The sequence below is a fragment of the Paenibacillus sanfengchensis genome (assembly GCF_036864765.1).
GTDB classification, from domain to species: Bacteria; Bacillota; Bacilli; order Paenibacillales; family Paenibacillaceae; genus Fontibacillus; species Fontibacillus sanfengchensis.
Map to the genome: position 1 here is coordinate 316,831 of NZ_JBAGJC010000003.1, position 21,041 is coordinate 337,871.

Annotated in this window: 22 protein-coding genes; 2 read left to right on the forward strand and 20 right to left on the reverse strand. The window is 53.5% G+C overall.

Annotated features, from left to right (window positions below; genetic code table 11):
- Positions 1 to 144: 144 nt before the first annotated feature.
- Both purU and V4U84_RS07665 read right to left on the reverse strand, forming a co-directional pair.
- Positions 145 to 1,044 (reverse strand): formyltetrahydrofolate deformylase, encoded by a 900-nt coding sequence (gene purU, locus V4U84_RS07660; RefSeq protein ID WP_334073698.1) that lies wholly within the window; start codon positions 1,042 to 1,044, stop codon positions 145 to 147.
- 29 nt (positions 1,045 to 1,073) lie between these two features.
- Complete coding sequence (locus V4U84_RS07665; RefSeq protein ID WP_334073697.1) at positions 1,074 to 2,189, reverse strand: deoxyribonuclease IV; 1,116 nt, start codon at positions 2,187 to 2,189, stop codon at positions 1,074 to 1,076.
- Positions 2,190 to 2,382: 193 nt separating this feature from the next.
- Between V4U84_RS07665 and V4U84_RS07670 the strand changes: the two genes are divergently transcribed.
- Both V4U84_RS07670 and V4U84_RS07675 read left to right on the forward strand, forming a co-directional pair.
- The gene (locus V4U84_RS07670) at positions 2,383 to 2,853 is read left to right on the forward strand and encodes a DUF2621 domain-containing protein (protein ID WP_334073696.1); all 471 of its coding nucleotides are present in this window, start codon (positions 2,383 to 2,385) and stop codon (positions 2,851 to 2,853) included.
- A 63-nt stretch (positions 2,854 to 2,916) separates the two neighbouring features.
- On the forward strand, positions 2,917 to 3,828 hold the full coding sequence (locus V4U84_RS07675; RefSeq protein WP_334073695.1) for a TIGR01777 family oxidoreductase: 912 nt from the start codon (positions 2,917 to 2,919) through the stop codon (positions 3,826 to 3,828).
- 59 nt (positions 3,829 to 3,887) lie between these two features.
- Here V4U84_RS07675 and V4U84_RS07680 read toward each other — a convergent pair whose 3' ends face one another.
- The 18 genes from V4U84_RS07680 to V4U84_RS07765 all read right to left on the reverse strand — a co-directional run bounded on the left by V4U84_RS07680 (position 3,888) and on the right by V4U84_RS07765 (position 20,990).
- Positions 3,888 to 4,922: a FecCD family ABC transporter permease gene (locus V4U84_RS07680; protein ID WP_334073694.1), complete on the reverse strand. Its 1,035-nt coding sequence runs from the start codon at positions 4,920 to 4,922 to the stop codon at positions 3,888 to 3,890.
- 2 nt (positions 4,923 to 4,924) lie between these two features.
- Positions 4,925 to 5,962, reverse strand: a complete 1,038-nt coding sequence (locus V4U84_RS07685; RefSeq protein ID WP_334073693.1) for a FecCD family ABC transporter permease — start codon at positions 5,960 to 5,962, stop codon at positions 4,925 to 4,927.
- 122 nt (positions 5,963 to 6,084) lie between these two features.
- Positions 6,085 to 7,704 (reverse strand): DUF6382 domain-containing protein, encoded by a 1,620-nt coding sequence (locus V4U84_RS07690; RefSeq protein ID WP_334073692.1) that lies wholly within the window; start codon positions 7,702 to 7,704, stop codon positions 6,085 to 6,087.
- Positions 7,705 to 7,722: 18 nt separating this feature from the next.
- Positions 7,723 to 8,232: an A24 family peptidase gene (locus V4U84_RS07695; RefSeq protein WP_334073691.1), complete on the reverse strand. Its 510-nt coding sequence runs from the start codon at positions 8,230 to 8,232 to the stop codon at positions 7,723 to 7,725.
- A 39-nt stretch (positions 8,233 to 8,271) separates the two neighbouring features.
- Entirely contained in the window at positions 8,272 to 9,273 is a 1,002-nt protein-coding gene (locus V4U84_RS07700; protein ID WP_334073690.1) for a TadE/TadG family type IV pilus assembly protein, read from the reverse strand.
- Entirely contained in the window at positions 9,239 to 11,458 is a 2,220-nt protein-coding gene (locus tag V4U84_RS07705; protein WP_334073689.1) for a TadE/TadG family type IV pilus assembly protein, read from the reverse strand. The genes V4U84_RS07700 and V4U84_RS07705 overlap by 35 nt, the downstream gene beginning before the upstream one ends.
- Positions 11,459 to 11,529: 71 nt before the next feature.
- The gene (locus V4U84_RS07710; RefSeq protein WP_334077004.1) at positions 11,530 to 12,189 is read right to left on the reverse strand and encodes a TadE/TadG family type IV pilus assembly protein; all 660 of its coding nucleotides are present in this window, start codon (positions 12,187 to 12,189) and stop codon (positions 11,530 to 11,532) included.
- A gap of 1 nt (position 12,190) precedes the next feature.
- The gene (locus V4U84_RS07715) at positions 12,191 to 12,406 is read right to left on the reverse strand and encodes a Flp1 family type IVb pilin (RefSeq protein WP_334073687.1); all 216 of its coding nucleotides are present in this window, start codon (positions 12,404 to 12,406) and stop codon (positions 12,191 to 12,193) included.
- 16 nt (positions 12,407 to 12,422) lie between these two features.
- Positions 12,423 to 13,295, reverse strand: a complete 873-nt coding sequence (locus V4U84_RS07720) for a type II secretion system F family protein (protein ID WP_334073975.1) — start codon at positions 13,293 to 13,295, stop codon at positions 12,423 to 12,425.
- Between the two features lie 17 nt (positions 13,296 to 13,312).
- Positions 13,313 to 14,125: a type II secretion system F family protein gene (locus V4U84_RS07725; RefSeq protein WP_334073686.1), complete on the reverse strand. Its 813-nt coding sequence runs from the start codon at positions 14,123 to 14,125 to the stop codon at positions 13,313 to 13,315.
- Positions 14,122 to 15,369, reverse strand: coding sequence for a CpaF family protein (locus tag V4U84_RS07730; RefSeq protein WP_334073974.1), 1,248 nt, complete (start codon positions 15,367 to 15,369; stop codon positions 14,122 to 14,124). The genes V4U84_RS07725 and V4U84_RS07730 overlap by 4 nt, the downstream gene beginning before the upstream one ends.
- Positions 15,341 to 16,516, reverse strand: a complete 1,176-nt coding sequence (locus V4U84_RS07735) for a P-loop NTPase family protein (RefSeq protein WP_334077005.1) — start codon at positions 16,514 to 16,516, stop codon at positions 15,341 to 15,343. Before V4U84_RS07735 ends, V4U84_RS07730 begins: the two co-directional genes overlap by 29 nt.
- Before the next feature lie 138 nt (positions 16,517 to 16,654).
- The gene (locus V4U84_RS07740; protein WP_334077006.1) at positions 16,655 to 17,071 is read right to left on the reverse strand and encodes a thiol-disulfide oxidoreductase DCC family protein; all 417 of its coding nucleotides are present in this window, start codon (positions 17,069 to 17,071) and stop codon (positions 16,655 to 16,657) included.
- A gap of 81 nt (positions 17,072 to 17,152) precedes the next feature.
- The gene (locus V4U84_RS07745; protein ID WP_334073683.1) at positions 17,153 to 17,431 is read right to left on the reverse strand and encodes a hypothetical protein; all 279 of its coding nucleotides are present in this window, start codon (positions 17,429 to 17,431) and stop codon (positions 17,153 to 17,155) included.
- Positions 17,432 to 17,613: 182 nt separating this feature from the next.
- Positions 17,614 to 18,036, reverse strand: a complete 423-nt coding sequence (locus tag V4U84_RS07750) for an organic hydroperoxide resistance protein (RefSeq protein ID WP_334073682.1) — start codon at positions 18,034 to 18,036, stop codon at positions 17,614 to 17,616.
- Between the two features lie 77 nt (positions 18,037 to 18,113).
- The gene (locus V4U84_RS07755; RefSeq protein WP_334077007.1) at positions 18,114 to 19,061 is read right to left on the reverse strand and encodes a hypothetical protein; all 948 of its coding nucleotides are present in this window, start codon (positions 19,059 to 19,061) and stop codon (positions 18,114 to 18,116) included.
- Positions 19,062 to 19,074: 13 nt separating this feature from the next.
- On the reverse strand, positions 19,075 to 20,298 hold the full coding sequence (locus tag V4U84_RS07760) for an ABC transporter permease (protein WP_334077008.1): 1,224 nt from the start codon (positions 20,296 to 20,298) through the stop codon (positions 19,075 to 19,077).
- A complete protein-coding gene (locus V4U84_RS07765) occupies positions 20,295 to 20,990 on the reverse strand; it encodes an ABC transporter ATP-binding protein (RefSeq protein ID WP_334077009.1) in 696 nt (231 codons plus the stop codon). The genes V4U84_RS07760 and V4U84_RS07765 overlap by 4 nt, the downstream gene beginning before the upstream one ends.
- Positions 20,991 to 21,041 lie beyond the last annotated feature (51 nt).

Below are 21,041 nucleotides of genomic sequence, written 5' to 3' on the forward strand. Positions count from 1 at the left end.
AGTTTCCCCTTTCCGAACTAAACAAGTTCCCATCCATAGAATCCTTCTTTAATGTTTAACGGGCAGGGGATGCAAAAAGTTTCCCCAAAAACCAAAACCGCGCGGCAGAAACTGGGGTCTGCCGCGCGGTGGAACATGCGATATTTAGTTAAAAACAACGGTTTTGTTCTGATGAACCAGAATCCGGTCCTCGATATGCCATTTCACCGCTCTGGCGAGCACGACGCGCTCGATCGTTCTTCCGATGCGCTTCAGTTCTCCCACATTGTCACGGTGGCTGACCCGCTGAACGTCTTGTTCAATAATCGGTCCGCCGTCAAGCTCTTCGGTCACATAATGAGCCGTCGCACCGATGATTTTAACCCCGCGGTCATAAGCTTGGGAATATGGCTTCCCGCCGACAAAGGCCGGAAGGAAGGAATGGTGAATATTGATGATCCGGTTCCGGTACGGTTCGATCAAGGCGGGCGATACGATCTGCATGTATCTGGCCAGCACGATCAGATCCACTTTTCCGTTGACAAGGTCCAGTTGCTGCCGCTCGGCCTCTTTCTTCGTTTCCGGTGTCACCGGAATATAATGATAAGGGATTCCGAAAGACTCGACATATTCCTTCATATCCGGATGATTGCTGATCACCATTGAAATTTCGGCATCCAGATCTCCCGCCTGCCACTGCCACAAAAGCTCGACAAGACAGTGGTCCTCCTTGGAGACGAGAATCGCCAGCTTTTTCTTGCGGCTCAGCTGATACAGGTTCCATTGCATGTTAAACTTGTCCGCGATTGCGGCAAAGTCCGACTGAAGTCCGGCTGCCCGGTCCTCCAACTGCTCGAGATCAAACTCGATTCTCATAAAAAACATGCCGCCCTCCGGATCCATCGTATATTGATCCGATTGAACGATATTCGCGCCGTGCTCATGAAGAAAACGCGATACGGCCGAAACGATACCCGGGCCGTCCGGACAAGAAATCAGCATCCGGGCGCGATTGCTTTCGTAAGGTTTGGCGGGGCGGCCGCCGGCTTTGATATGAGTCTCCATCTTTCTTCTACATCCCCCTGTAGTCGTTCTTATCCTTGTGCCGTAGCGAGCCAGGCCACCAGGCGCTGATTGATTTGTTCCTCATTATAATCCGGAAACAGATTGTGGGCCGTTACGAGGTCGTAAAGCCGTTCCAAAGGCTCCCGCGGATCAGCCTTCTTCGCCTTGGCGTCGCTCTTCAGCAAATTCCAGGTGTCCAGCACGAACGCGCGCGGGTGAATTTCCTGGCCGGCAAAAAACGCGCCCAGTTGTTCCACCTCGGTCAAGATGCTCTCGCCGAAACGTCCGGCCAAATCCCCGCGAAGCAGGGCGATCTCCATTTCATACATCGGGCGTTGGGTTTTGGGGTCCTTGCCGACCCACGGCGTTTCGAGAATGAAAGGACGTCCCTGCAGCGCCTCGTGGTGCACGACGCGGTTGATCGCTTCAAAGCCGATCCATCCGCTGCCGATCGGGGTATGGCGGTCCTTGCGCGAGCCGATCGGATTTTTGCTGTCATTGATATGGACGACCGCAAGCCGATCCAGACCGATCAGGTCATCGAACTGGCGAAGCACGCCGTCGAGATCATTGACGATGTCGTATCCGGCATCATGAATATGGCAGGTATCCATGCAGATCGTCAGGCGCTCATTATGCTGCACCTTGTCGATAATTGCCGCAATCTCTTCAAAACTCCGGCCGACCTCCGTCCCTTTCCCCGCCATCGTTTCAAGCGCGATATTGACCTCGGTTTCATCGGTGCCGTTCAGCACTTCATTCAAACCTTCCGCAATCCGCTCAACGCCGTATTCCGCATCTTTATCGGTAAACGCGCCGGGGTGAAGGACGATATTCCGCACGCCCAGGGCATGGGTCCGCCGGATTTCCTCCTGCAAAAAATCCACCGCGAGCTGATACGTATTGGGCTTATACGAGCCGAGGTTGATAATGTATGGAGCATGGACGACGATTTCGTCGATCCCCGCCGCAGCCATCGCCGCCTTGCCCGCTTCGATATTCATCGATTCGATCGGCTTGCGGCGCGTATTTTGCGGTGCGCCGGTATATATCATGAACGAGCTGGAGCCGTAAGAAGACGCCTCCGAAGTTGCGCTTAACAGCCCTTTGTCCGAAAACGAAACATGGGAGCCTATTTTAAGCATTTTTCTCTTCCCCCTTTTGGACAGTAAATCGCTAAACATCCCTATTTTATCTTGAATAGCAAAATAAAGCTAGGCCAAGCCTTCAACCCCGCAAGAAATCTATTAACGAGAAGTCTCGTCACAAGGTTGGAAATGCGTTATAATTTTTATCAATGAGAAATATCACAGTTAGAATATCGAGGTGATTGTACCCATGCCCTACCAGGCATTGCTGCTCCCACTATCTTCCGGGGGACCGAGTAACCTGTTCTTGAATACGATTGTCTTCTGGGGTTTTGTGCTGCTTGGCATGATGTCGATCGGCGGTTTTTTTATGTTCCGGAAATTTTTGAAAGTGCTTCCCAAAGCAGACGGCATGTCCAAGCTGGACTGGCAAAACCACTGGGTCGAGAAAAGCCGGCATCTCTGGAGTGACGATGCCAAGGCATTTCTTAATCTGTTGGTACAGCCGGTGCCCGGACCTTTCCGCGATATCGCCAAGCATTCGATCGCTGCGGAAATTGGCCGAATCGCCTTGGAGGAAGAAGCCGCCGAGGTAACCCGGGATCACTGTATTAAAGGTTATATTACAGCCACCCCAAAACGGGACAATAAGTTTCTGATTCAGTTTCTGGAGAAGAATCAAATTGACTACCAGCCATACCGGCATTTAATGAACAAATAGTCTATTGATAAACGGCATCCGGTCCTGAAACTGCAGGTCCGGATTTTTAAAAGGGGGATTTTTGTGAAAATCGCCATCTTTGGCGGAACGGGATTTATCGGCCGGGCTCTAACGGACTATCTGTTGAGAGAGGGCGGCGAGGTCGTCGTCGTTTCCAGGAAAAACAGGAACCGCGAGCTCCACTCCGCTGCGCCGGACCTTATCCATTGTACGTGGGACGAACTCGAACACGATCTTTCTCCGTTGAGCGAAGTTCACGCCTTCGTTAATTTGGCGGGCGCTTCACTTAATCTAAGATGGACCCCGAAAGCCAAGCGGATCATTCTGGAGTCACGGTTGACGACAACCCGAAAGGTCGCCGAATTCGCGGCATCGCTAAGTCCCGGCCCCCAAGCCGTCGTACAGGCCTCCGCCGTCGGATTTTACGGCACCTCACTTACCGAAGAATTTGCGGAATCGGCTCAGCGCAAGAAAGTGGACGACGATTTTCTACAGGAAGTGACGGAGCGCTGGGAAGCCGCCGCAGAGGAGGGTTTCCGGGACCGCCGGCTGATCCTGCTGCGTACCGGAGTCGTTCTCGGCAACGAAGGCGGAGCTTATCCGCTGATGCGGCTTCCCTTCCGGCTGGGCCTCGGCGGGAAGGTCGGCACCGGACAGCAATGGGTTCCCTGGATCCACATAAACGACATCGTGCGCCTGATTGATTTTTGCCTCAACAATCCGGCGATCTCCGGCCCTATCAACGCGGTCAGCCCCTTTCCCGTAACCAACGAGCAATTCAGCGCCGCATTGGGACGGGTTCACCGAACCCCCAGCTGGTTTCCCGTACCGGCTCCCCTCCTGAAACTTCTGCTTGGCGACAGAGCCATGCTGTTGTTGGAAGGTCAGAAAGTCATACCGGCGTCGGCGCTCGTAGCCGGATTTCAATTCACCTACCCCGGATTGCAGGAGGCCTTGGCCGATCTGCACGCATGAAAGAAGCCGTCCGGCTTGCGGACGGCTTCTTCCTTGTTTGTCGCTATGTTTCCAGCATCTTAGCCCTTCGATTTCGCCAGCAAATACAAGAAGTAAGGCGCTCCGATGATGGCTACGACGATCCCCGTCGGAATCTCCGTCGGCTGAAGTACCCATCTGCCCAGCGTATCGCCTATGATGACCAATAGCCCGCCGGCCAGGGCGGAGGCCGGAATTAAAAATTCATGCTTCGGGCCAACCAGCCGCCTTGCCAAATGCGGAGCGATCAGCCCGACAAACGAAATCCCCCCGCCTACGGCTACGGAAGCTCCGGTCAAACCGACGGCGGCCGCCAAAAGTCCGAGCCGTGACCGCTCGATTTGCGTACCGAGACCGGTCGCCGTCTGATCCCCCAGGCTTAGCACATTAAGTGCCCGGGCTTTCATAAATACGTAAGGGATTAAAATCAGGATCCACGGAAGCAGCGCCAGAACATACTTCCACGACGTGCCCCAAATACTTCCGACAAGCCAGACCTGAAGCAGTTGGAAGTTTTCCGGCCGAAGCCGGAGCTGTAGAATGATCATGGCCGCATTGATGCCAGCCGCTACGGCGATTCCCACCAGCACCATCCGGATCGGCTGAAGCCCGTAGTTTTTCTTGTAGGAAAGCACATAAATCAGGATGGCGGCCGACGCGGCTCCCAAAAGGGCGAGAAACGGCATCATAAATACCGGCGCCGCCGCCGTCGTAGGGTAGAACGAAATGAACAAGGTTACGGCCAACCCGGCGCCCGCATTGATGCCGAGCACGCCGGGATCGGCCAACGGGTTGCGGGAGATTCCTTGAAAAATACAGCCGGATACCGCCATTCCCATCCCGATCAGGACGGAGATGACAATCCGGGGGAGCCTGAAATCGTAGAGAATCAACTCCTGCTTATCCGTCCCCATACCAAACAAAGTCCGAAACACTTCGCCTGGCGTAAGCCGGATATATCCCGTGTTCATGCTGATGATAAATACAGCCAGAATCAAAACTGTGAAGAGCAGAATAACCCCGTAGGATCTCGCCGCTTTTCTCCGTAAATGAGCGCTATAATCCGGTCCGTTCATGTTCAGTCGAGCCCTCCTTTCTGCTTCATCGCGAGGTAAAGGAAGAAGGGAACCCCGATAACGGCGATGAGCGCTCCGATCGGAACATCATGGGGCGGATTAACCATCCGCGCCAGAATATCGGCAAACACCATAAGCAAACTTCCCAGAACGGCTGAAGACGGGACAACCCAGCGATAATCGACACCCACCAAAAATCGGGTGACATGGGGGACCATCAAGCCGACGAATCCGATGGCTCCGACCAGCGAAACGGCGCTTCCCGCCAGAATCAGCACAAAAATCATACTGAGCGCTTTGATTAAGCCCGTCCTCTGCCCCAGTCCGGTAGCCACTTCCTCACCCAGACTAAGCAAGGTGATTGACTTGGAAAGAGAGAGCGCCCCGACCAAACCGACGGCAACGCCTACGGCGACGAATTTCAGCTGGTCCCAGGTCGTCCCGGTAACCGCGCCGGCGTACCAAAACGCAAGATCTTGGCCGACCTTGAAGTACAGGGCGATTCCTTCGCTGATCGCATTCAGCAGCATACTCACCGCCGCCCCTGCCAAGGTAAGTCTGACCGGGGTCATGCCGCCTTTCGAGAGGAAGCCGATGCCAAAAACCAGACCGGCACCGGCCGCGGCGCCGACAAAAGAATAAAACATCATTAGAAGAAAAGGCGTTCCCGGTACCATCGCGAAACAAATCGCCAATGCAAGCCCCGCCCCGGAGTTCAGTCCAAGCAGCCCGGAATCGGCCATCGGGTTTCTTGTCATCCCCTGCATGATCGTTCCCGCGACCGCAAGCGCCGCGCCGATCAATGCCGCGGCTACCGCGCGGGGAAGGCGCATGTCGAGAATAATTTGATGCTCGGTCCGCCCGGCGTCAAAATGAAATAGAGCGTCCCATACCATGGACAGCTTGATATCGGCTGCCCCGACGGAAATGGACAAGCCGATAGCGAATGCAAGCAAAATGACGCCGCCGATCAAAATCAGACTGGCCGCAAGCGGCCGGGAACGGCGGTTTGCTTTTGTAGCTTGGGTTGAGGCTGTCATGAATTAATCCATCCTTTTGACTTGTTCACAGTAGTAAGACAACATAGCAATTATAAACCAAAATGATGTAATTGAGAATGATTCTCGATCATTATACACTCTTTGGGTAGGATTATCTACGGTTAATCCAAATTAGCTCCCAAGCCGCGCTGGCGCAAGGTGTACGTGCAATCGGCAATAATAAAGGAGTCCCCCGGATTCATGGGGTAACTCTTATAAGGAGCGATCAGCTCTCCACGAAGTATCGTTCCGTTCCGTGAACCGAGGTCTTTTAACGAGCAACCCTCTTCCAGCACCATCAGTTCCACATGAGCGCGGGAGACCCCCGGCGCGCCGTCCACATATTGACACATCTCCTCCGAGCGCCCGATTATGAAGCTGCCTTTACCGAGTATAATGGTTTCCGGATTTTGTCCTCCTTGCTCCCCTTGCCGCCGCTCCAAGGAGAATGACGCCGCCTTTGGGGATAACCGGTCCGGCGCTGCCGGTTCTCTGAGCAGCACCGTTCGCTGCGCCGGTAAAGGGGGCATCCCTGCGGCATGACCGGCCTCCGGCGGATCGGGTTCGGGCCTATTCCAGGCGTTGTAGGACTGTTTGGAACCGTCATGAACCAAAGGCGAAGCGATGGCAAGTTCAGGTTCAAACGGTTCATTCCAGCGCCAGCTTTGGTCCCAGGACGGAGCTCCATTAATCTCATTCTCATTTGTTTTTAACTCATCATCGCTTTCATCGCCTCCCCCGCGCTTTTGACCTCCGAATAGGGAAAGCCATCTACATTTACCGCGGCCTAAAAGCAGGGCAGCCGTTATTAGCAGTATCGTTGCGGCAAGACATATATTCCTGTTCAAACTTGTGGGATTATCGAAGTAGATGATTTTCCACAAGAGAGCGGCCGTCACCCCCATCCCCGCCAAGATGTAGGTGTTTAACCTGGAAGCGCCTGACGGCGGTGAAACCGGCCTGTCATTCTCCGCTCCGGCCTGAGAAGAAAAACAAGCCTCCCCTTCGCGTATGTTCGCCATAGAAGGATAAAAATCGGACGCTGGGGAAGGAATATTTTGTTCAGGCACATACTCCTTAATCGTGACGGCGGGAGAACGCAAATCCGGGCGACAGCCAAGTTTCTCCGGACCTTTGAAACCTGAGACGCCGGTCGCGGCCGGATCCTCCTTCGTCATCAGCCGAACTAACAGATTCTTGAATTCGGGCAATGAAAAAAGCTCGTCCGAGCAGAAGCGAAGCAGTTGCTGGATTCCTCCTCCCTCCATCGAAGAAACACATGTAATCATTTTGGTGATTAGTCCAGTCAGCGCTTTCGCCGGCGATTCGTCCGAAAGAGGCTCGCAAAAAGGCAAATATGTAAAATATAAAATTCCGGAGGATAAAGGATCCTCGACAAAAATAAAATTTTCATCCAAATAGAAGTTAAGCGGTGACAGCATAAATTGCTTGCATTCATCCAGCGCTTCCGCGATTTGCATCAGCAAGTTGTAGAGTTCCGGCATCGTGATTTTGTCTTGTTTCAAGCACTGGGACAGCATTCTCTTGCCGGTGATCTCATAGTGCAGACTGACCTCAAAATCCACTTCCCTGACATCCAGACGCAGCAAGTTCGGGACGGAAACCGAAGAGAGCATGTTCCTCTGGACCCGGTTGAGATGGCCTGAATGAAGGCCGCCCTTGGCGCCCAGCACCATGTAGGTTCCGCCGTCTCTTATAAAATCGGCCGTCAATTCCGGCATGATCCTGTCCCCCTTTCCCTAGGATAAATTGAATACCGCATAGACCGCTGCCGGGAGTACCGCAAGCATAAACGGAAATTGCAGTTGATTCTTCCGTCCCGATCGAACGGGAATCCAGCTTTTCAGCACAAGGGCACCCAGAATATTATGCAAAATTCCGCGTAACCGGGTAAACGCTTCCCGCCGCAAAATCAAGATAAAGACTCCGATTAAACCGGCGCAAAGGATGGAATACACCATGATATGCAATGTCATCTGAGCCCCCGTCCATGCGCCGATGCCCGCAAACAGCTTTACATCGCCTCCGCCGACCGCGCCGAACCAATACAGCATCAGCATTAGGGCGAAGCCTACCGCAACCCCTCTTAAAGCGAACAGGCCGCCTCCCCATCCTCCGTCCAGGAGATGCCACAGCAATCCAAACGCAAGTCCGGACAGCGTCAAGGCGTTCGGTATCTTCATCGATCTCAAGTCCGTTATAAAGGCCGCCCCTAATAAAATAAAAACCCCAACAAGCTCCCCTGTCATGTTCGCTCCCCCCTGCGAAGACAAATAGTTTCCCTTGAGTTATGGACTTTCAACATTAAACTGTTCAGTCGTTCTTAGTCCGTCCTCCGTTTCTATCTCAATCGTCCATGTACCTGGTGTCGTATTGCCGCCTACGAGCCATTCCCATTCCACAATGCCGTCCTTTCCGGCGGATGCGGCCCCCAAATACTTGGCTTTACTGACGCCGCTTTTGTAGTACACTGTCAATTTGGCTTGCGTTCCTGGTTCTACGAGGGCTTTCACGAGCGCGCGATGGCCCGCGTAGGCTGGCTCGGGCTTGGATACAATGGAGGCCGGCTTCCCCTTGCCCGATTCGCCTTCCCCGCTCCCTTTGCCCTGACCGTCTTGTTCCCCAGTATCACCGATCCACAGCCGTTCTTCCGCCCTCGCCTGAAGTAAAATCCTCCGCCCGGTTAACGGAACCTTGATGGGCAGCTCGTAGCTGATCTCCAGTCCGAAATAAGGATTCCGGCCTGTCTTCAGGTCGGGGACAGTGACCCGATGAACGTGAAGCCGCTCTTCTTTCAGCCAGGTCCCCTTCAAAAAAGGGCGGAGCATCGGCTTTATTGCCGGATCGAGAACCTGCTCGGAGAGGCGGCTCTTCACATCTTGAAGCGGCTCGTCTCCCCGATTCGCCGCAGACTGAACCCAGCCGGATAAAGGCTCCGGCAGCTTGGAGGCATACTCGTTCGCCCACGCGGATAAAGACAATTCCGGCATCCTCCAACCGGCCGACTGCTTCCCAGGTAACGGTTCACCTTCATTTCTATTCGTTTTTTCCCCCGCCGTTGTCTTGGAGACCGCCAAAGCCACAGGGTAGATATGAGCTGAAACCTGCCTTACCGCATTGGCGGCCACGACCTGCATTTGTGTGGAAATCAACGTCATCTGGACCATGTAAATGAACAGAAAGATGACCATGACGAATAAGGGCATCACCAGAGAAGCTTCGAGTACGATGCTCCCCTTCGTATCAGGCTGTTCGTCAATAGGAAAAATCCGCTTGTTTACTCGCAACATATTTGCTTCCTTCCACCCTTCCCGAAAGGACCCCGGCTGAACTCATCGCCTTGGCAACCCCCGGCAAAAACCAGAGCGGGGAGGAGGCGGTGACGCTCCCCTTCAGATATGTAGCCCGTTCCTCCGTCGGAATCCCCGTATTCATGCGAATTACGGCCAGCATCCGGGACAGCCTTTTCTCGCTCCTGCCATGAATTAGTAAGAACAGGCGCAGATGGTCCCTGTAGGAAAATTGAATCTTTAAAAAATCGCTAAGCTCAAGGCTGCCTTTTTGGGTTAGGTCAATCATATCCTTGATGGCGTTCTCCACCCCATACAGCAGGGCGGATGCCAATATGAACAGCGGATTGCCTTCTGAGGCGTGTTTGACCAATCCTTCCATCGTCCGGATCGCCAGCCGAAGTGTAAAAATTTCTCCGTATGCCGCTGCGATATTTCCCGCCGGATTGTGGAATCCGTACAATATATACTCCACTTCCTGGCGGCCCGCCGCAAAAGAATCGGATATCAACTCCAATTTTCCGGCACCTTTTTCCTTCAGCAGCCCTTTGAGCGAACTTACGTCAAGGTAACGGAAATAGCTTGCAATGTACTCGGTCTGGAAGCAGCTGTCCGTCATCCCTTGCAGCAAGCCGGAAAATCCGCCATAAAGCGAGTCCATTCCGGCCATGGCCTCACCCCCTGCGTCATACGGATCAGCCGCCCTAGCAGCTCCCGTTTCCCCCTTGGAGGGGCTGGAATGGCTATTGAATTCCCGATTGGCCTGAAAATAAGCTTCCAATTGATCGAACTGCTTTTGTTGTTCTCTTAACTTCTCCTTCAAACCGGAGATTTGTCCGATCAGATTTCTGGCTTCTTTCAACTTGGCTGCGGCTTTTTTCTCTGTCGCTTTCCGTTCCCCGTCGGAGGAACGGTTATCCAGGAGCTTCTTTCGGTTCTGCTCCAACAGATTTCCCGCTCCGGGATCCGCGAATTTCCCCGCAAAACCGTTGACTTCCGATCGCATCCGGTTCAGATTCGAGAATAGTGCGCCTTCCGAACAGGCAGCCGCCATAACGGCCCCCTCCATGGCCAAAAAAGGAGAAGCGGCGGCATCCAGTTTGGAATAATCTGCGGCTTGCTGCGAAATATCGCTTTCAAAGTCGGCGAACATATCCTCCGGGAGGATCAGCTCCAGGCTCTTTTGGCGAATGTTATAGATGTGGTCTCCGCCGGACAACGCATCGTTACCGCCCGTGCTTTCCGCATTCGCAACCGTATTGTATCCATCCTGAGCGGGCCGATCTTCCGCCTCCTTAATGATCCGCTTCATCTGTTCATTGATATCCCTGGCCTCGTTCAAAAGCTGTTTCGCCTGTGGGAGCAGTTCCCGATGAAGCTCACCCGCTTCCCGGTTTCCGTCCTTTAAATGATCGAACACCCTTGAAGCCTTTGAGCGATATCGGCCGATTTCCAGGGTGTGCCTCCTTTTTAGAGGTTTCCTGTCACGGTCTTCTGCCACTTTCTGGGCATACTCCCCATACTGGGCCGCCACGTCCGCTGCGGCGGAGATATCCCCCAGCTCTCCATCCCCGGCCGGACCACCGGACCTTGGTAACCAAATCCCGAATTTAGTGACCGGAGCGGCCGCACGTGTTTGTTTCTCCAGCATGTCGTCCAGCTTCGCCTCGCGGCGTTCGTAGAGCTTCTGGAGCTTGCCGAGCAAATCGACAGTGTTGGAAGCCTCCTTCATCATGCCGGACATCGGTTTGAAGCGGTTGATGATCTCGATCGTAAAATCGATCGGAGCTTTGTATTTCATCTGTTCCCGGATCTGCTGCTCAAACACCCCATAAGTACCCAACGGCCGCAGAAGCTCTACGGATGACGAATCGAGCTGCGCATTCACAATCGGCAAACTTTCACTCTGTTTCAACGTGTCGAACTGAGCCTGGAGCACCTTGGACATCATGTAGTTGGCATCCGTCTCCCCAAAGGCAAACAAACCGTATTTCTCCAACAACTGCGGATCATAGGCCGACATGACGGAGCGGGCAGCGGCATGAGCCAGCATCTCCGTCTTCGCCTGAAGGGCGGATATGCGGGCAAAATCCACAAAGATGGAAACAAAGGCAAAAACGACCGCAAAAACCATAATTAAAAACACCGAAACGGCCCCCAGTTCCGAACGCCTGCGCTTAAACATCGTTATATCTTCCGCCCCCTCTACTCCAGCTATAGCCGTAAAATCAAGAGTCAACTCGAATGTAAGGCTCGTTATTTTCCGAACAAGGCCAGTGCTTTTCCCGCCTCCTGTTTGTCCATGCTGCTTCCGCCGCTGCCTTTGAATTTGGCCCCGTAATATCCCGCCAGATTGACGCTGCGGATCCACTCCACAGGATCAACGATATAGGCCTCTGATGACGCATCTTGAGTGATATCTCCAATGACTCTTTCGAGCGGGGCCAGCGGAGCGAAGCGATTCAAGGATACCGCGGCTTTCCGCATCAAAAGCCTGTTGTCGTATGTCATCTCGCCTTGAATTCCCGGGTGAACTTTCTGTCCGACCCGGTTCAGCTTTCGCAAAGGCAAGGCGTCTCCCCCGTCTTCTCCAACCGCGGGAAGCGATAAAAGCGCCCCCGGGTTTTGGCGGTCAAATCCGAAAATAGCCTGCAGCATCCCGTCATCACTCAACCTCCAATACAGCGGGTCATAGCTCCCTTCTTCAAACGCGCCGGTTTCCGGCTTGCGATAGCTGTTATCCCAGACATAAGCGTTCCGTTCCGCCGCTACGGCCGCGACTTGACCGAGAACTGCGCGTTGATACAAGAACATGCAGAAAAACAGCAGGATAAGCAGCGTTGTCAAGATAACGGGGAGAACGAGGGAAGCTTCAAGCGTGAAGCTTCCTTCCCGACTTTGCAAAAGCCGCCGCATTTTATTGCCCGTCCATAAAATTTTCCGTTTTGGATTTGGCCTTGCCGAGCAGGCTCGTGACAATTTCTTTGAGCTGGGTCCGAAAAATAATCGCTATAATTACGATGACCGCGATGATCAAAATCATCTCAAGCATGCCAAGTCCGTCTTCATTGCGCCAAAACCCCTTTATTTTCCCGTTCATCAAAGCCAACACAATCCTCACTCCCCATATCATTGATTAAAAGTTCTTGCTACAAATTCATCACCATAAAGGCCGGAGCTCCCACCAAAATAACCACGACAACGAAAAGCAGCACCATCGGAAAAACAAGTTTGGAGGAAGCTTGCTCCCCAAGCGTCTTGCTCACCGCTTTTCGCCTTTCCCAAAGGGTATGTGACAAATCACGAAGCGCCAGTACAAAATCGTTGCCCCCACGGCGGAAATTGAGTAATACTGCCGTTGTAAAGACAGACACCTCCTGAATGCCGCATCGTTTGCTGAATCCTTCCATCGCATGCTGAAACGAATCGCCGCTTTCCCATTCCCTCTGCATCTGGATCAGTTCACGATACAGCGGATGGTCTTGTTCCCCCTTCCTTCGTTCCAAACAGTGCTTGATCGCCTGCTGGACGGTGGATCCGGCTCCGACCAGCAAAATGATTTGGTTCAAAAGCTCGGGCAGTTCGATCAGCACCTCCCTTTCGCGCCGGACTACCTTTCGATGCAGATCATTGATCAGGGCCGCCGGAAGAAGCGCAGCCAGAACTCCCCCGATGAGCAGCCCGCTGCCATCGCCTCCCATGAGCAATGTCAACAAGCTGCCGAACATCATCAACAGCCAGCTGTAAGAGAGCATTTCCGCCAGAAAAAGGCGGGTCAAATCGCCGCCCCGCCGATCCCCGCAAAGCTTCTGGACCGAACGTTGAATTTTGAAAAAAAAGAAGGGAGCCCTCTGGGATAACCTCAGCTTCTCCAGTAAAAACAGCATGGGAGGGGCAATCTTTTGCAGCCGGATTCCTTCCATCACAAGTCCGCGGTAAGTTTCATACCTCTCCCTGGATTTAAGGTACAGGCCGCACCACAAACCGAGCAGGGCCCATAACAACAGGCCGCCCAACAGCATCAAAGCGAACTCACCTCCTAGATGCGGATATCCATAATTTTAAAGATCAGCCACGAACAAACCGCAAAGATCAGCAGCGCGACGGCAGAAATCAGCAGCCCCGCTCCGCTGTGCAAAGGCCTCATGTAATCCGATGAAGTCAAATCCATGAACATTAAGAAGAGTACGGGCGCCGCGAGCATCGCTTTTGCCTCAAAACGCTTCTGGGCGATCATGACCCCGATCTCCTGGCTGATCTCCAACTTCTCACTGATAATGGCGGAGGTCCGCCGTACGATTTCGACCAGATCCCCACCCGTGCGCTTGCATGTCGTGAAAACATCGGCAAAGTTGCTGATATCCTCCATGCCCGCACGCCTGCTGAAATCCTGGAGCGCTTCTTCGATCGGTTGCCCATATTCAAGCCGGGTACAAATTATGGCCAGTTCGGAAATAAGGTCATTGCTTCCGTCAGGGTACAACAGCCTCAAATCCGCGATAGCTTCCCGAAAGCCGTTCTCCACGGAACGCCCGGCCGCCAGAGACGAGGACAAGGAGTACAAAGCTTGCTTGAAATGCAAGCCAAGCCTTTCCCGTCTTCTCCGGAGCAAGTAGCGGCTCCAGTATTTCGGCGATAAAAACGTCCCTCCCGCCAGCAGCAGCGAAATAATCAGGGAATGAAAAAACACGTATCCTATCCCGAACAATCCGATACCTCCCAACAGCAAGCAGCTCCATTTCTGGCGATCGGACAGCACATAAATACGGTAATCCGTAAGCGGTTCCCGGTTGCCAATGACCGATGCGGATCGTGCGTTTCTAGCGGGTCCGCCAATCCCCCGTTCCTTCACCTGCCTTCCCCCTCTTCCTCCGCCCATTCCCGGTTCATTCCGGCCATGGCCAGCTTCTCTCCATGCATTAGCCGATTTCCCGTTCTCTCCAGCCGGCCGATAATCCTCCCGCCGTTCTCTCCCTGCTCCCTGAATTGGTAAAGCCGGTTCAGCATCACCTCCCCATCTTTCATCCCTATAACCTCCGAAATTTCGGTCACCCGTCTCGAACGGTCGCGGAGTCTTGATAAATGAATGAAAATATCGATCGCCGAAGCAATCTGCTGCCTTACCACAGCGATCGGCAAATCCGCTCCGCTAAGCACCATCGTCTCCAAACGGCTGATCATGTCGATCGTACTGTTGGCATGCCCGGTTGAGAGAGAACCGTCATGTCCCGTATTCATGGCCTGCAGCATATCCAACGCCTCCCGGCCGCGGACCTCCCCGACGATGATTCGGTTCGGACGCATGCGCAAAGAGGAGCGGATCAAGTCCCTGACCGTTATTTCACCTCTGCCCTCCGTGTTGGCATTTCGCGTCTCCAACGAAACGAGATTCGGAACGGTAACGATTTGCAGTTCGGCGGAGTCCTCGATCGTGATCACCCGTTCATCCGAAGGAATGTATTGGGACAGTGCGTTCAGGAATGTTGTTTTGCCTGACCCCGTACCCCCGCTGATAAAAATGTTGTATTTGCTCTTAACGAGCGTCTGTACCCACTCGGCGGCCCCTTGCCCCAGCGCGCCTCTTTGGACCAGATCGCGCATCGTCATCGGATGATCGGGAAATTTGCGGATCGTCATCGTCGGTCCTTTCAGCGCGATCGGCGGCAGGACGATATTGACGCGGGAACCGTCCTTGAGCCGTGCGTCGACGATGGGAGAAGACTCGTTCACCACCCGGTTGACACCGGATACGATCGTCTGAATGATGTCTTCAAGCCGTTCCCTGGATTCAAAGCGGACCGGCAGCCGGGTCACCTGTCCATCCTTTTCGACAAAAATTTCATCATGTCCGTTGATCATGATCTCTGTAATTGTCCGATCGTCGACGAGCGGCTGGAGAACGTCCAGTCCCCGGAAGGAATCATACAAGCGGCGGACCCATTTCAACTTCTCCGCTGCGGTAAGGCCGGCCAACCGCGGCTCCTCAAGGACGCGGCGCTCAATATACGACATCAATTGTTCGTCTTCCAGCGTGGAGGTAACATCCAAACCCGAGCGGATTTCTCCTCTAAGAAGGGTAAACAGGTCGCCCTGAATCAAAAAGCTCCCTCCCTTCCCGAGCTCCGTCCTTCGTCGTGCCCAACATCCGGCAAAGCTTCATCACATCCCGCTGGTAGATCGGGGAATGCATGATCCCTCCCTGACGGTTCCCCTGAGCCCAAGCGGGAATCAAAGGGAGCACGGCAGCAACTTGAATGCCTTTTCCCGCGGAAAGGGCCTGGACCTCGCCCGAAACCCGGTTGGCCGCAAACAGCGTTTTGGCCATGACCGAGTTGAACAAGGAGGGTCGTGTTTTCTCCAAATGAGCAAGCCAGGCCCCCGTTTTCCTCATCACTCCCCAATCGTCCGCAACAAGCCAGATCAATTTGTCGCATTGCTCCATCATCGTTGCTGTTCGTTCGTGCGGAAAAGAATCGGTATCTACGATCACCGCATCATAATTCCCGCTGCCGGCAATGTATCCGATTAATGCAACGGCCTCCTTTCTGCCAACTTCCAGGAGCTCGTTAAAGTTATCGACCGGTGCAAACGTGTCGCAATGAAGCACCGAATGGCGGTAACAATAAGCCGTAACCGGGAGTTTAAGCTCCTCCTGACGCTCTTCCCCCGCTTTCAGATCATAAAGCAAGCGTGCAAGTCCCCTGGTATTCCCCTCCTTCCCGGCTGGTCTCGCCTCGCAAAGGACTTCGCTGTGGATGGTCTCCAGATTCAGATAGAAGACCCGTTTACCTTCCGAAGCCAACTGCCGGACCAAATGGAGAGCCAGCGTTGTCTTCCCGCATCCCCCCACGGCTGCCGTTACCCCATAGACCGGCGTCCTCCCCTCCGGCGGAGCAGCTCCCTCCCGGATCTCCCGAACCTTCTCGAAAACGGCGGAAAGCAGCAAGGGGAGCGGCTGATATTTGTACAAAGCTCCGCTTCCGGCAGACCCTTGTTCCTCTTCACTGAGGCGAATGAATTTGATCCTCTCCCGACCGTCACGGCATACCGCTTCGATAAAAACGGCCTCCCCAAGAACAGCGTCAACCTGATTCCCGCATTCTTCCAAATATCTCACAAACGCCTCCGTCCGGCTAAACGCGGTAACTGTATATCCCCGTTCAAATTCACCGCTGCGGGCAAATTGAAGGAACGGTTCGATGTATTGCTCATCCTGGACGGCCAGCACCAGCCTTAAGGGCAAGAAAACTCACGCTCCTCTCACGGAACGAAAAAAAGCACCGCCCAAAAACCGATGTCTCGGTGTTTTGGACGGTGCTTCCGTTCCCGTATTCCTGAATTTTACAGTAAGAATAACACAGTTTTTTTCTTCGGACAAGTCCTATTTCCGATCCTCCAGAAATCGTGCTTTGATTTCCGGGGTGGGGAGCATACACGCCTCATCCTTGCCAAACCACTTGTAGCGATTTGCGGCAATCCAGCTGTAAACGGCATTGCGCACCACCGGCGGAACCACGATTAAAATGTATAGCAGCGGCCAGGGAAAGCGCAATCCCTTGGCAATACGCAGAGCCGCGGTCGAACGGGAATACATCCTCCCGTTTTCCAATAGAAGCATCGTATCTCCCGAACCGGGAAACCGGCCCGCCAGAAGCGTCCGCGCCGTTGAGGATTGAAGGGACGCGAAATGAAACCTTGCCCGGGGGTCGCGGCGGATAATAAACTTCACCGCCCCCTGACAAAGATGGCACACACCGTCAAAAAAGACGATAGCGGAGATTGCCTGATCATTTTCCACCTTGTTTCCTCCTCACCCTATATAGAGAAAAGCACGGAGCCTGTTAGCCCCGCGCTCACTATTCGCAACCGAATCGATCCATTATTCGGCCAATGCCTTGTCAATCCACTGCTCATCTGTAATTTGACGCTCGATATCGCCCGAAAAACTATCCATGCATTTGCAAATAAAATCTTTACGGCAGACCGGGCAAGGCGTTTTCTGCAAACGGCTAATATTGGTTAACCGCCATTCGGGAAAACGGTGGTAAAATACTCGGCACTCCGTTCCGTCGGCCAGCTTGACGATAAATTCGTACAAACCTTCTTTTTCATTGCTCCCAGCCTTGGTCACGTTCTCTACATTCGGTCTGTAAGACATGGTCATCACCCGTATTATCAATTTAAAAACCTGTTTTAGTACTTAGACATATTAATTAATTTTCATCCATGTGTCAACTTGGAAGGGGATGACATCCCTGATCTCCACGTTCCCTTACCCAAAAAAAGACTTCCCTGTTAATATGCCCAAGGAAGTCTTTTTTATTGAAGCGCATGGTCGCGCTATTCCACCAGATTCAATTTAACTTCGATATTTCCCCTCGTCGCCTTGGAATAAGGGCAGAAATCATGCGCCTGATGCAGCAATTCCCGAGCTTTGGCTGGCTCCACTCCCGGAAGCTTCACATCGATTTCCACGGCCAGCCGAAAGCCGCCGTCTCCCTCATCTTTACCGATGCTCACATGGTGGGTGACCTCTGCCGCTTCCGTCTTTACTCCGGCTTTCCGGGCCACATTGGCCAAAGCACTCGCAAAACAGGCTCCGTACCCCGCCGCAAGCAATTGCTCCGGATTAGTGCCATTCCCCCCTGCACCTCCAAGCGATTCAGGCATACTAAGGTTCAGCTTCAGGACCCCGTCCGACGTTTCCACCGTTCCGGTACGCCCGCCTTTTACCGTTGCTGTTGCCGTATACAATGGTTTCATGAAAGGACCTCCTTCATTATTCCGGCTACATGTTCCATTTAAAGCAATGCGCGGGACTTGAAACGCAGAAATTCAGCCTATTCCTTAATCTCCTTGAAGGAAGCGTCATAAAGCCGGAACATCGTTTTATAGCCGGATTCGTCAATCTTAATCCCCACATCAAGCCGCCCCGTTACTTGGAGCGGTTCTGATTTATAGCGGAGCTTGACGTCGTCTGGGACAAACACGATCATGATTTTATTCCAGTAGGTTTCATCCCCATTGTCAAAAGGACATTCCGCCCCAGGCTCCGGAATCAGCAAAAACCAGTTTTTTTCAAAGGACAGTACCTCACCCATAAATCCCTTAATAGTCACTGTCGAGCCGCTAAGATCCCAGAACTGTTCGGACGGGGTCGTCTGGTCTTCGCCGTCGAAAAAGCCGGTCCAGCTTATGCTTTGCGGACCCCGGTCGGTCTTCTTGGCGCTGATATCCAGTGTTTTCGGTGTTTTCGGTGTTTTCGGCACAGCGGAGGTTTGCTTGGTTTTCGGTTCGCCGTCAACCTGCTTGTTAACCTTTGTGTTATTCTCCCTGGGCTCCTTGTTAGCGGTATTTTGTTTTTCCGGCACCGTTTTTGCCGGCTGATCCCCGCTTACCGTTTCCGTTTTCGACGGTTGCTTCCCGCCTGAAGTTTCCGCTCTAGACGGGGTTTTCTTTGCGGCTTTATCGCCGCTCGATTTATCCTTAACCGGACTTTCTTTACCTTGTTGCTCTTCGTGTCCATTTTCCTGCTCGTTTTCTTTTGCAACCGTGCCCGTCTCCGCATCCTTCAGGGGATTATCGGGGGCTCTGGCTTCCTTCTGCGGCCCGTTGGCCCGCTCCTTATCCGGCGAAATCACCGACCTCTCCTCAGCCGTAAGCCCGCCTGTCGCCTCCGCCTGGGCAAAAGTGCCCGCGGCAGGGCTTGCGGGTTTGTTTTGCCCGCATGCTTGCAAAAGAACGGCCATCATTAACATCACCAGAGAAATCACTTTATGGTTCCTCATACTCTTGCTCCTCCTAAGCCTTAAAAAGAGTCAACGCGTCCATCCGGTACATCCGGAAAGCGGGTAACAGGGAAGCAGCCAATCCGGTGACCAGTGCTCCGACGGCAATTGCGGCATGATCCCCTGTAACCTGAAACGGGTCGATCTGAATGCCCGCATAGTTGAACACGGCCTCCTGAAGGAAATAAGCGGTTATGTGCCCGGCCAGATAGCCCAACAGAAGCCCCGTTGCCGTAAGAGCAAGCCCTTCCCCGAGCATCGAAGCCATGATATATCCTTTCGATTTGCCCAAAAGACGCAGCAGCCCCGCATCCTTGGTACGCTCGCCCGCAGCGGCCACCAGAGATAACAGGATCGTTACCGCGGCCAACATTACGCACAGCAGGGTGACAATTTCGATCAACTCCGATCCTCTGTCCACCAGGTTCACCACATCGGCTACCGCCTTGCTGGTGTACACAACCTGTATCCCGGCCTTATCTTCTAACGCATCCCTTAACTCTTGGCCGCTCAGCAGCGACTTCGGCTTCACCAACACGGCCGTGATCTCCCGATGTCCGCCTTCCTCGCCGTGGACTGCCCAAGCGTAATCTACCGTGGTAAATACAGCCCGGTCATCCGGAGTGCTCAATTTGGGCAATATTCCCGTAATCGTATACCGGAATTGTTCATGGGCATCTTGCTCCTCGCCCGCATGCCCATCTTCCCCTTCATGCTCCTCTTCATGATGTAAATCTCCCACCAATCCATGGGCGCCTGTGAAGGTGTCACCAACGTGAAGCCCCAGGGTTTCAGCCACATGGGCCCCAACGACGACTTCCCCTGTCTGCCGGTACAGAATGCCGTCCGATAACGCCCGGTCTCCGTACCGGGTCATGAAATAGCCCGCGTCGATGCCCACGATCGGAAATTCGTTAAAGTAATCTCCGGTGGTCATGGGAAAAGCCTGGTCGATCCCTTGATGCTTGCTTACCGCCTCCCATGCTTCTCCGGCTATATTGCCGGTTGGAGCTCCGACATGATAAAAGGTGTTAAGCACCAGTTGCGTTTCGCTGCCGGCTGCGCCGATCACAAGATCAAAGGGCCCGTATCCGTTTTCCGCCCCTTCCTCCACCCCCGCCTTGGACATGGAGAGCAAAAGGATAAATCCCACGGTTGCCGTTACCGACAAGATCGTTAGCAGCGATAAAAACTTACGGTGCAGCAGGTTTCGAAGCATGTAGCGCAGCAAGCTCATATCGCGATGTCCCCCTGTACCTGCATGTTTCGGTTCATTAGATTGATCTCGTGAATATGTTTGGAAACCGGGAAACGCTCGGCCATATTCAGGTCATGGGTGACGACCAAAAGCGTTTGCCGCTGGCTGTCGCACAGCTCCAGCAGCAGGTTGCCGATTTCGTCCGCGGTTTCCCAATCCAGGCTTCCCGTCGGCTCATCCGCCAAAACCAGTTCAGGCTCATGAATCAGCGCCCGAACGATCGCCACCCGCTGCTGTTGACCGCGAGACAATTGGGCGGGCTTGTGGTGTCCCCTATCCTTAAGGCCAACCCGCTCAAGCCACTCGGCGATGTTGGCCTGTCGGCTTTTCCCTTTCCTGGAGCCGGAGAGGGCCATTTGAATGTTTTCCCTTGCCGTTAACGAAGGGATGAGATAAAAATCCTGCATAATATAGCCGATATGTGCGGACCGATAGGTGTCCCGTGAAGCCTCGTTCATCTCCGACAACCGCTCGCCTCCGATGGTGATGACTCCCGAATCCGGCTTCATGATTCCGCTGATCAGATGAAGCAAGGTGCTTTTTCCGGAACCGCTCGGCCCGGTAATCGCGATTTGCTCGCCTTGGTTCACGTTCCATTCGGAGATGTCCAAGATAGGTATCGTCTTGCCCGCAACTTGAAACCGTTTCTTAACTCCGCGAATTTCCAGCATAGTATCCTCCTTCAAAATAAAGCGAACAGGAGAAAGGGGTTTCTCCTGTTC

Bases quoted from the DNA above. Each gene is read 5' to 3' on its own strand.
- V4U84_RS07760 (WP_334077008.1), bottom strand. From the start codon at position 20,298: ATGAGCTTGCTGCGCTACATGCTTCGAAACCTGCTGCACCGTAAGTTT.
- V4U84_RS07700 (WP_334073690.1), bottom strand. From the start codon at position 9,273: ATGTTGCGAGTAAACAAGCGGATTTTTCCTATTGACGAACAGCCTGAT.
- V4U84_RS07690 (WP_334073692.1), bottom strand. From the start codon at position 7,704: ATGCCGGAATTGACGGCCGATTTTATAAGAGACGGCGGAACCTACATG.
- V4U84_RS07695 (WP_334073691.1), bottom strand. From the start codon at position 8,232: ATGACAGGGGAGCTTGTTGGGGTTTTTATTTTATTAGGGGCGGCCTTT.
- V4U84_RS07745 (WP_334073683.1), bottom strand. From the start codon at position 17,431: ATGTCTTACAGACCGAATGTAGAGAACGTGACCAAGGCTGGGAGCAAT.
- V4U84_RS07685 (WP_334073693.1), bottom strand. From the start codon at position 5,962: ATGACAGCCTCAACCCAAGCTACAAAAGCAAACCGCCGTTCCCGGCCG.
- V4U84_RS07710 (WP_334077004.1), bottom strand. From the start codon at position 12,189: ATGCGGCGGCTTTTGCAAAGTCGGGAAGGAAGCTTCACGCTTGAAGCT.
- V4U84_RS07720 (WP_334073975.1), bottom strand. From the start codon at position 13,295: ATGCTGTTGGGCGGCCTGTTGTTATGGGCCCTGCTCGGTTTGTGGTGC.
- V4U84_RS07755 (WP_334077007.1), bottom strand. From the start codon at position 19,061: ATGAGGAACCATAAAGTGATTTCTCTGGTGATGTTAATGATGGCCGTT.
- V4U84_RS07750 (WP_334073682.1), bottom strand. From the start codon at position 18,036: ATGAAACCATTGTATACGGCAACAGCAACGGTAAAAGGCGGGCGTACC.
- V4U84_RS07680 (WP_334073694.1), bottom strand. From the start codon at position 4,922: ATGAACGGACCGGATTATAGCGCTCATTTACGGAGAAAAGCGGCGAGA.
- purU (WP_334073698.1), bottom strand. From the start codon at position 1,044: ATGGAGACTCATATCAAAGCCGGCGGCCGCCCCGCCAAACCTTACGAA.
- V4U84_RS07670 (WP_334073696.1), top strand. From the start codon at position 2,383: ATGCCCTACCAGGCATTGCTGCTCCCACTATCTTCCGGGGGACCGAGT.
- V4U84_RS07715 (WP_334073687.1), bottom strand. From the start codon at position 12,406: ATGATATGGGGAGTGAGGATTGTGTTGGCTTTGATGAACGGGAAAATA.
- V4U84_RS07665 (WP_334073697.1), bottom strand. From the start codon at position 2,189: ATGCTTAAAATAGGCTCCCATGTTTCGTTTTCGGACAAAGGGCTGTTA.
- V4U84_RS07765 (WP_334077009.1), bottom strand. From the start codon at position 20,990: ATGCTGGAAATTCGCGGAGTTAAGAAACGGTTTCAAGTTGCGGGCAAG.
- V4U84_RS07705 (WP_334073689.1), bottom strand. From the start codon at position 11,458: ATGTTTAAGCGCAGGCGTTCGGAACTGGGGGCCGTTTCGGTGTTTTTA.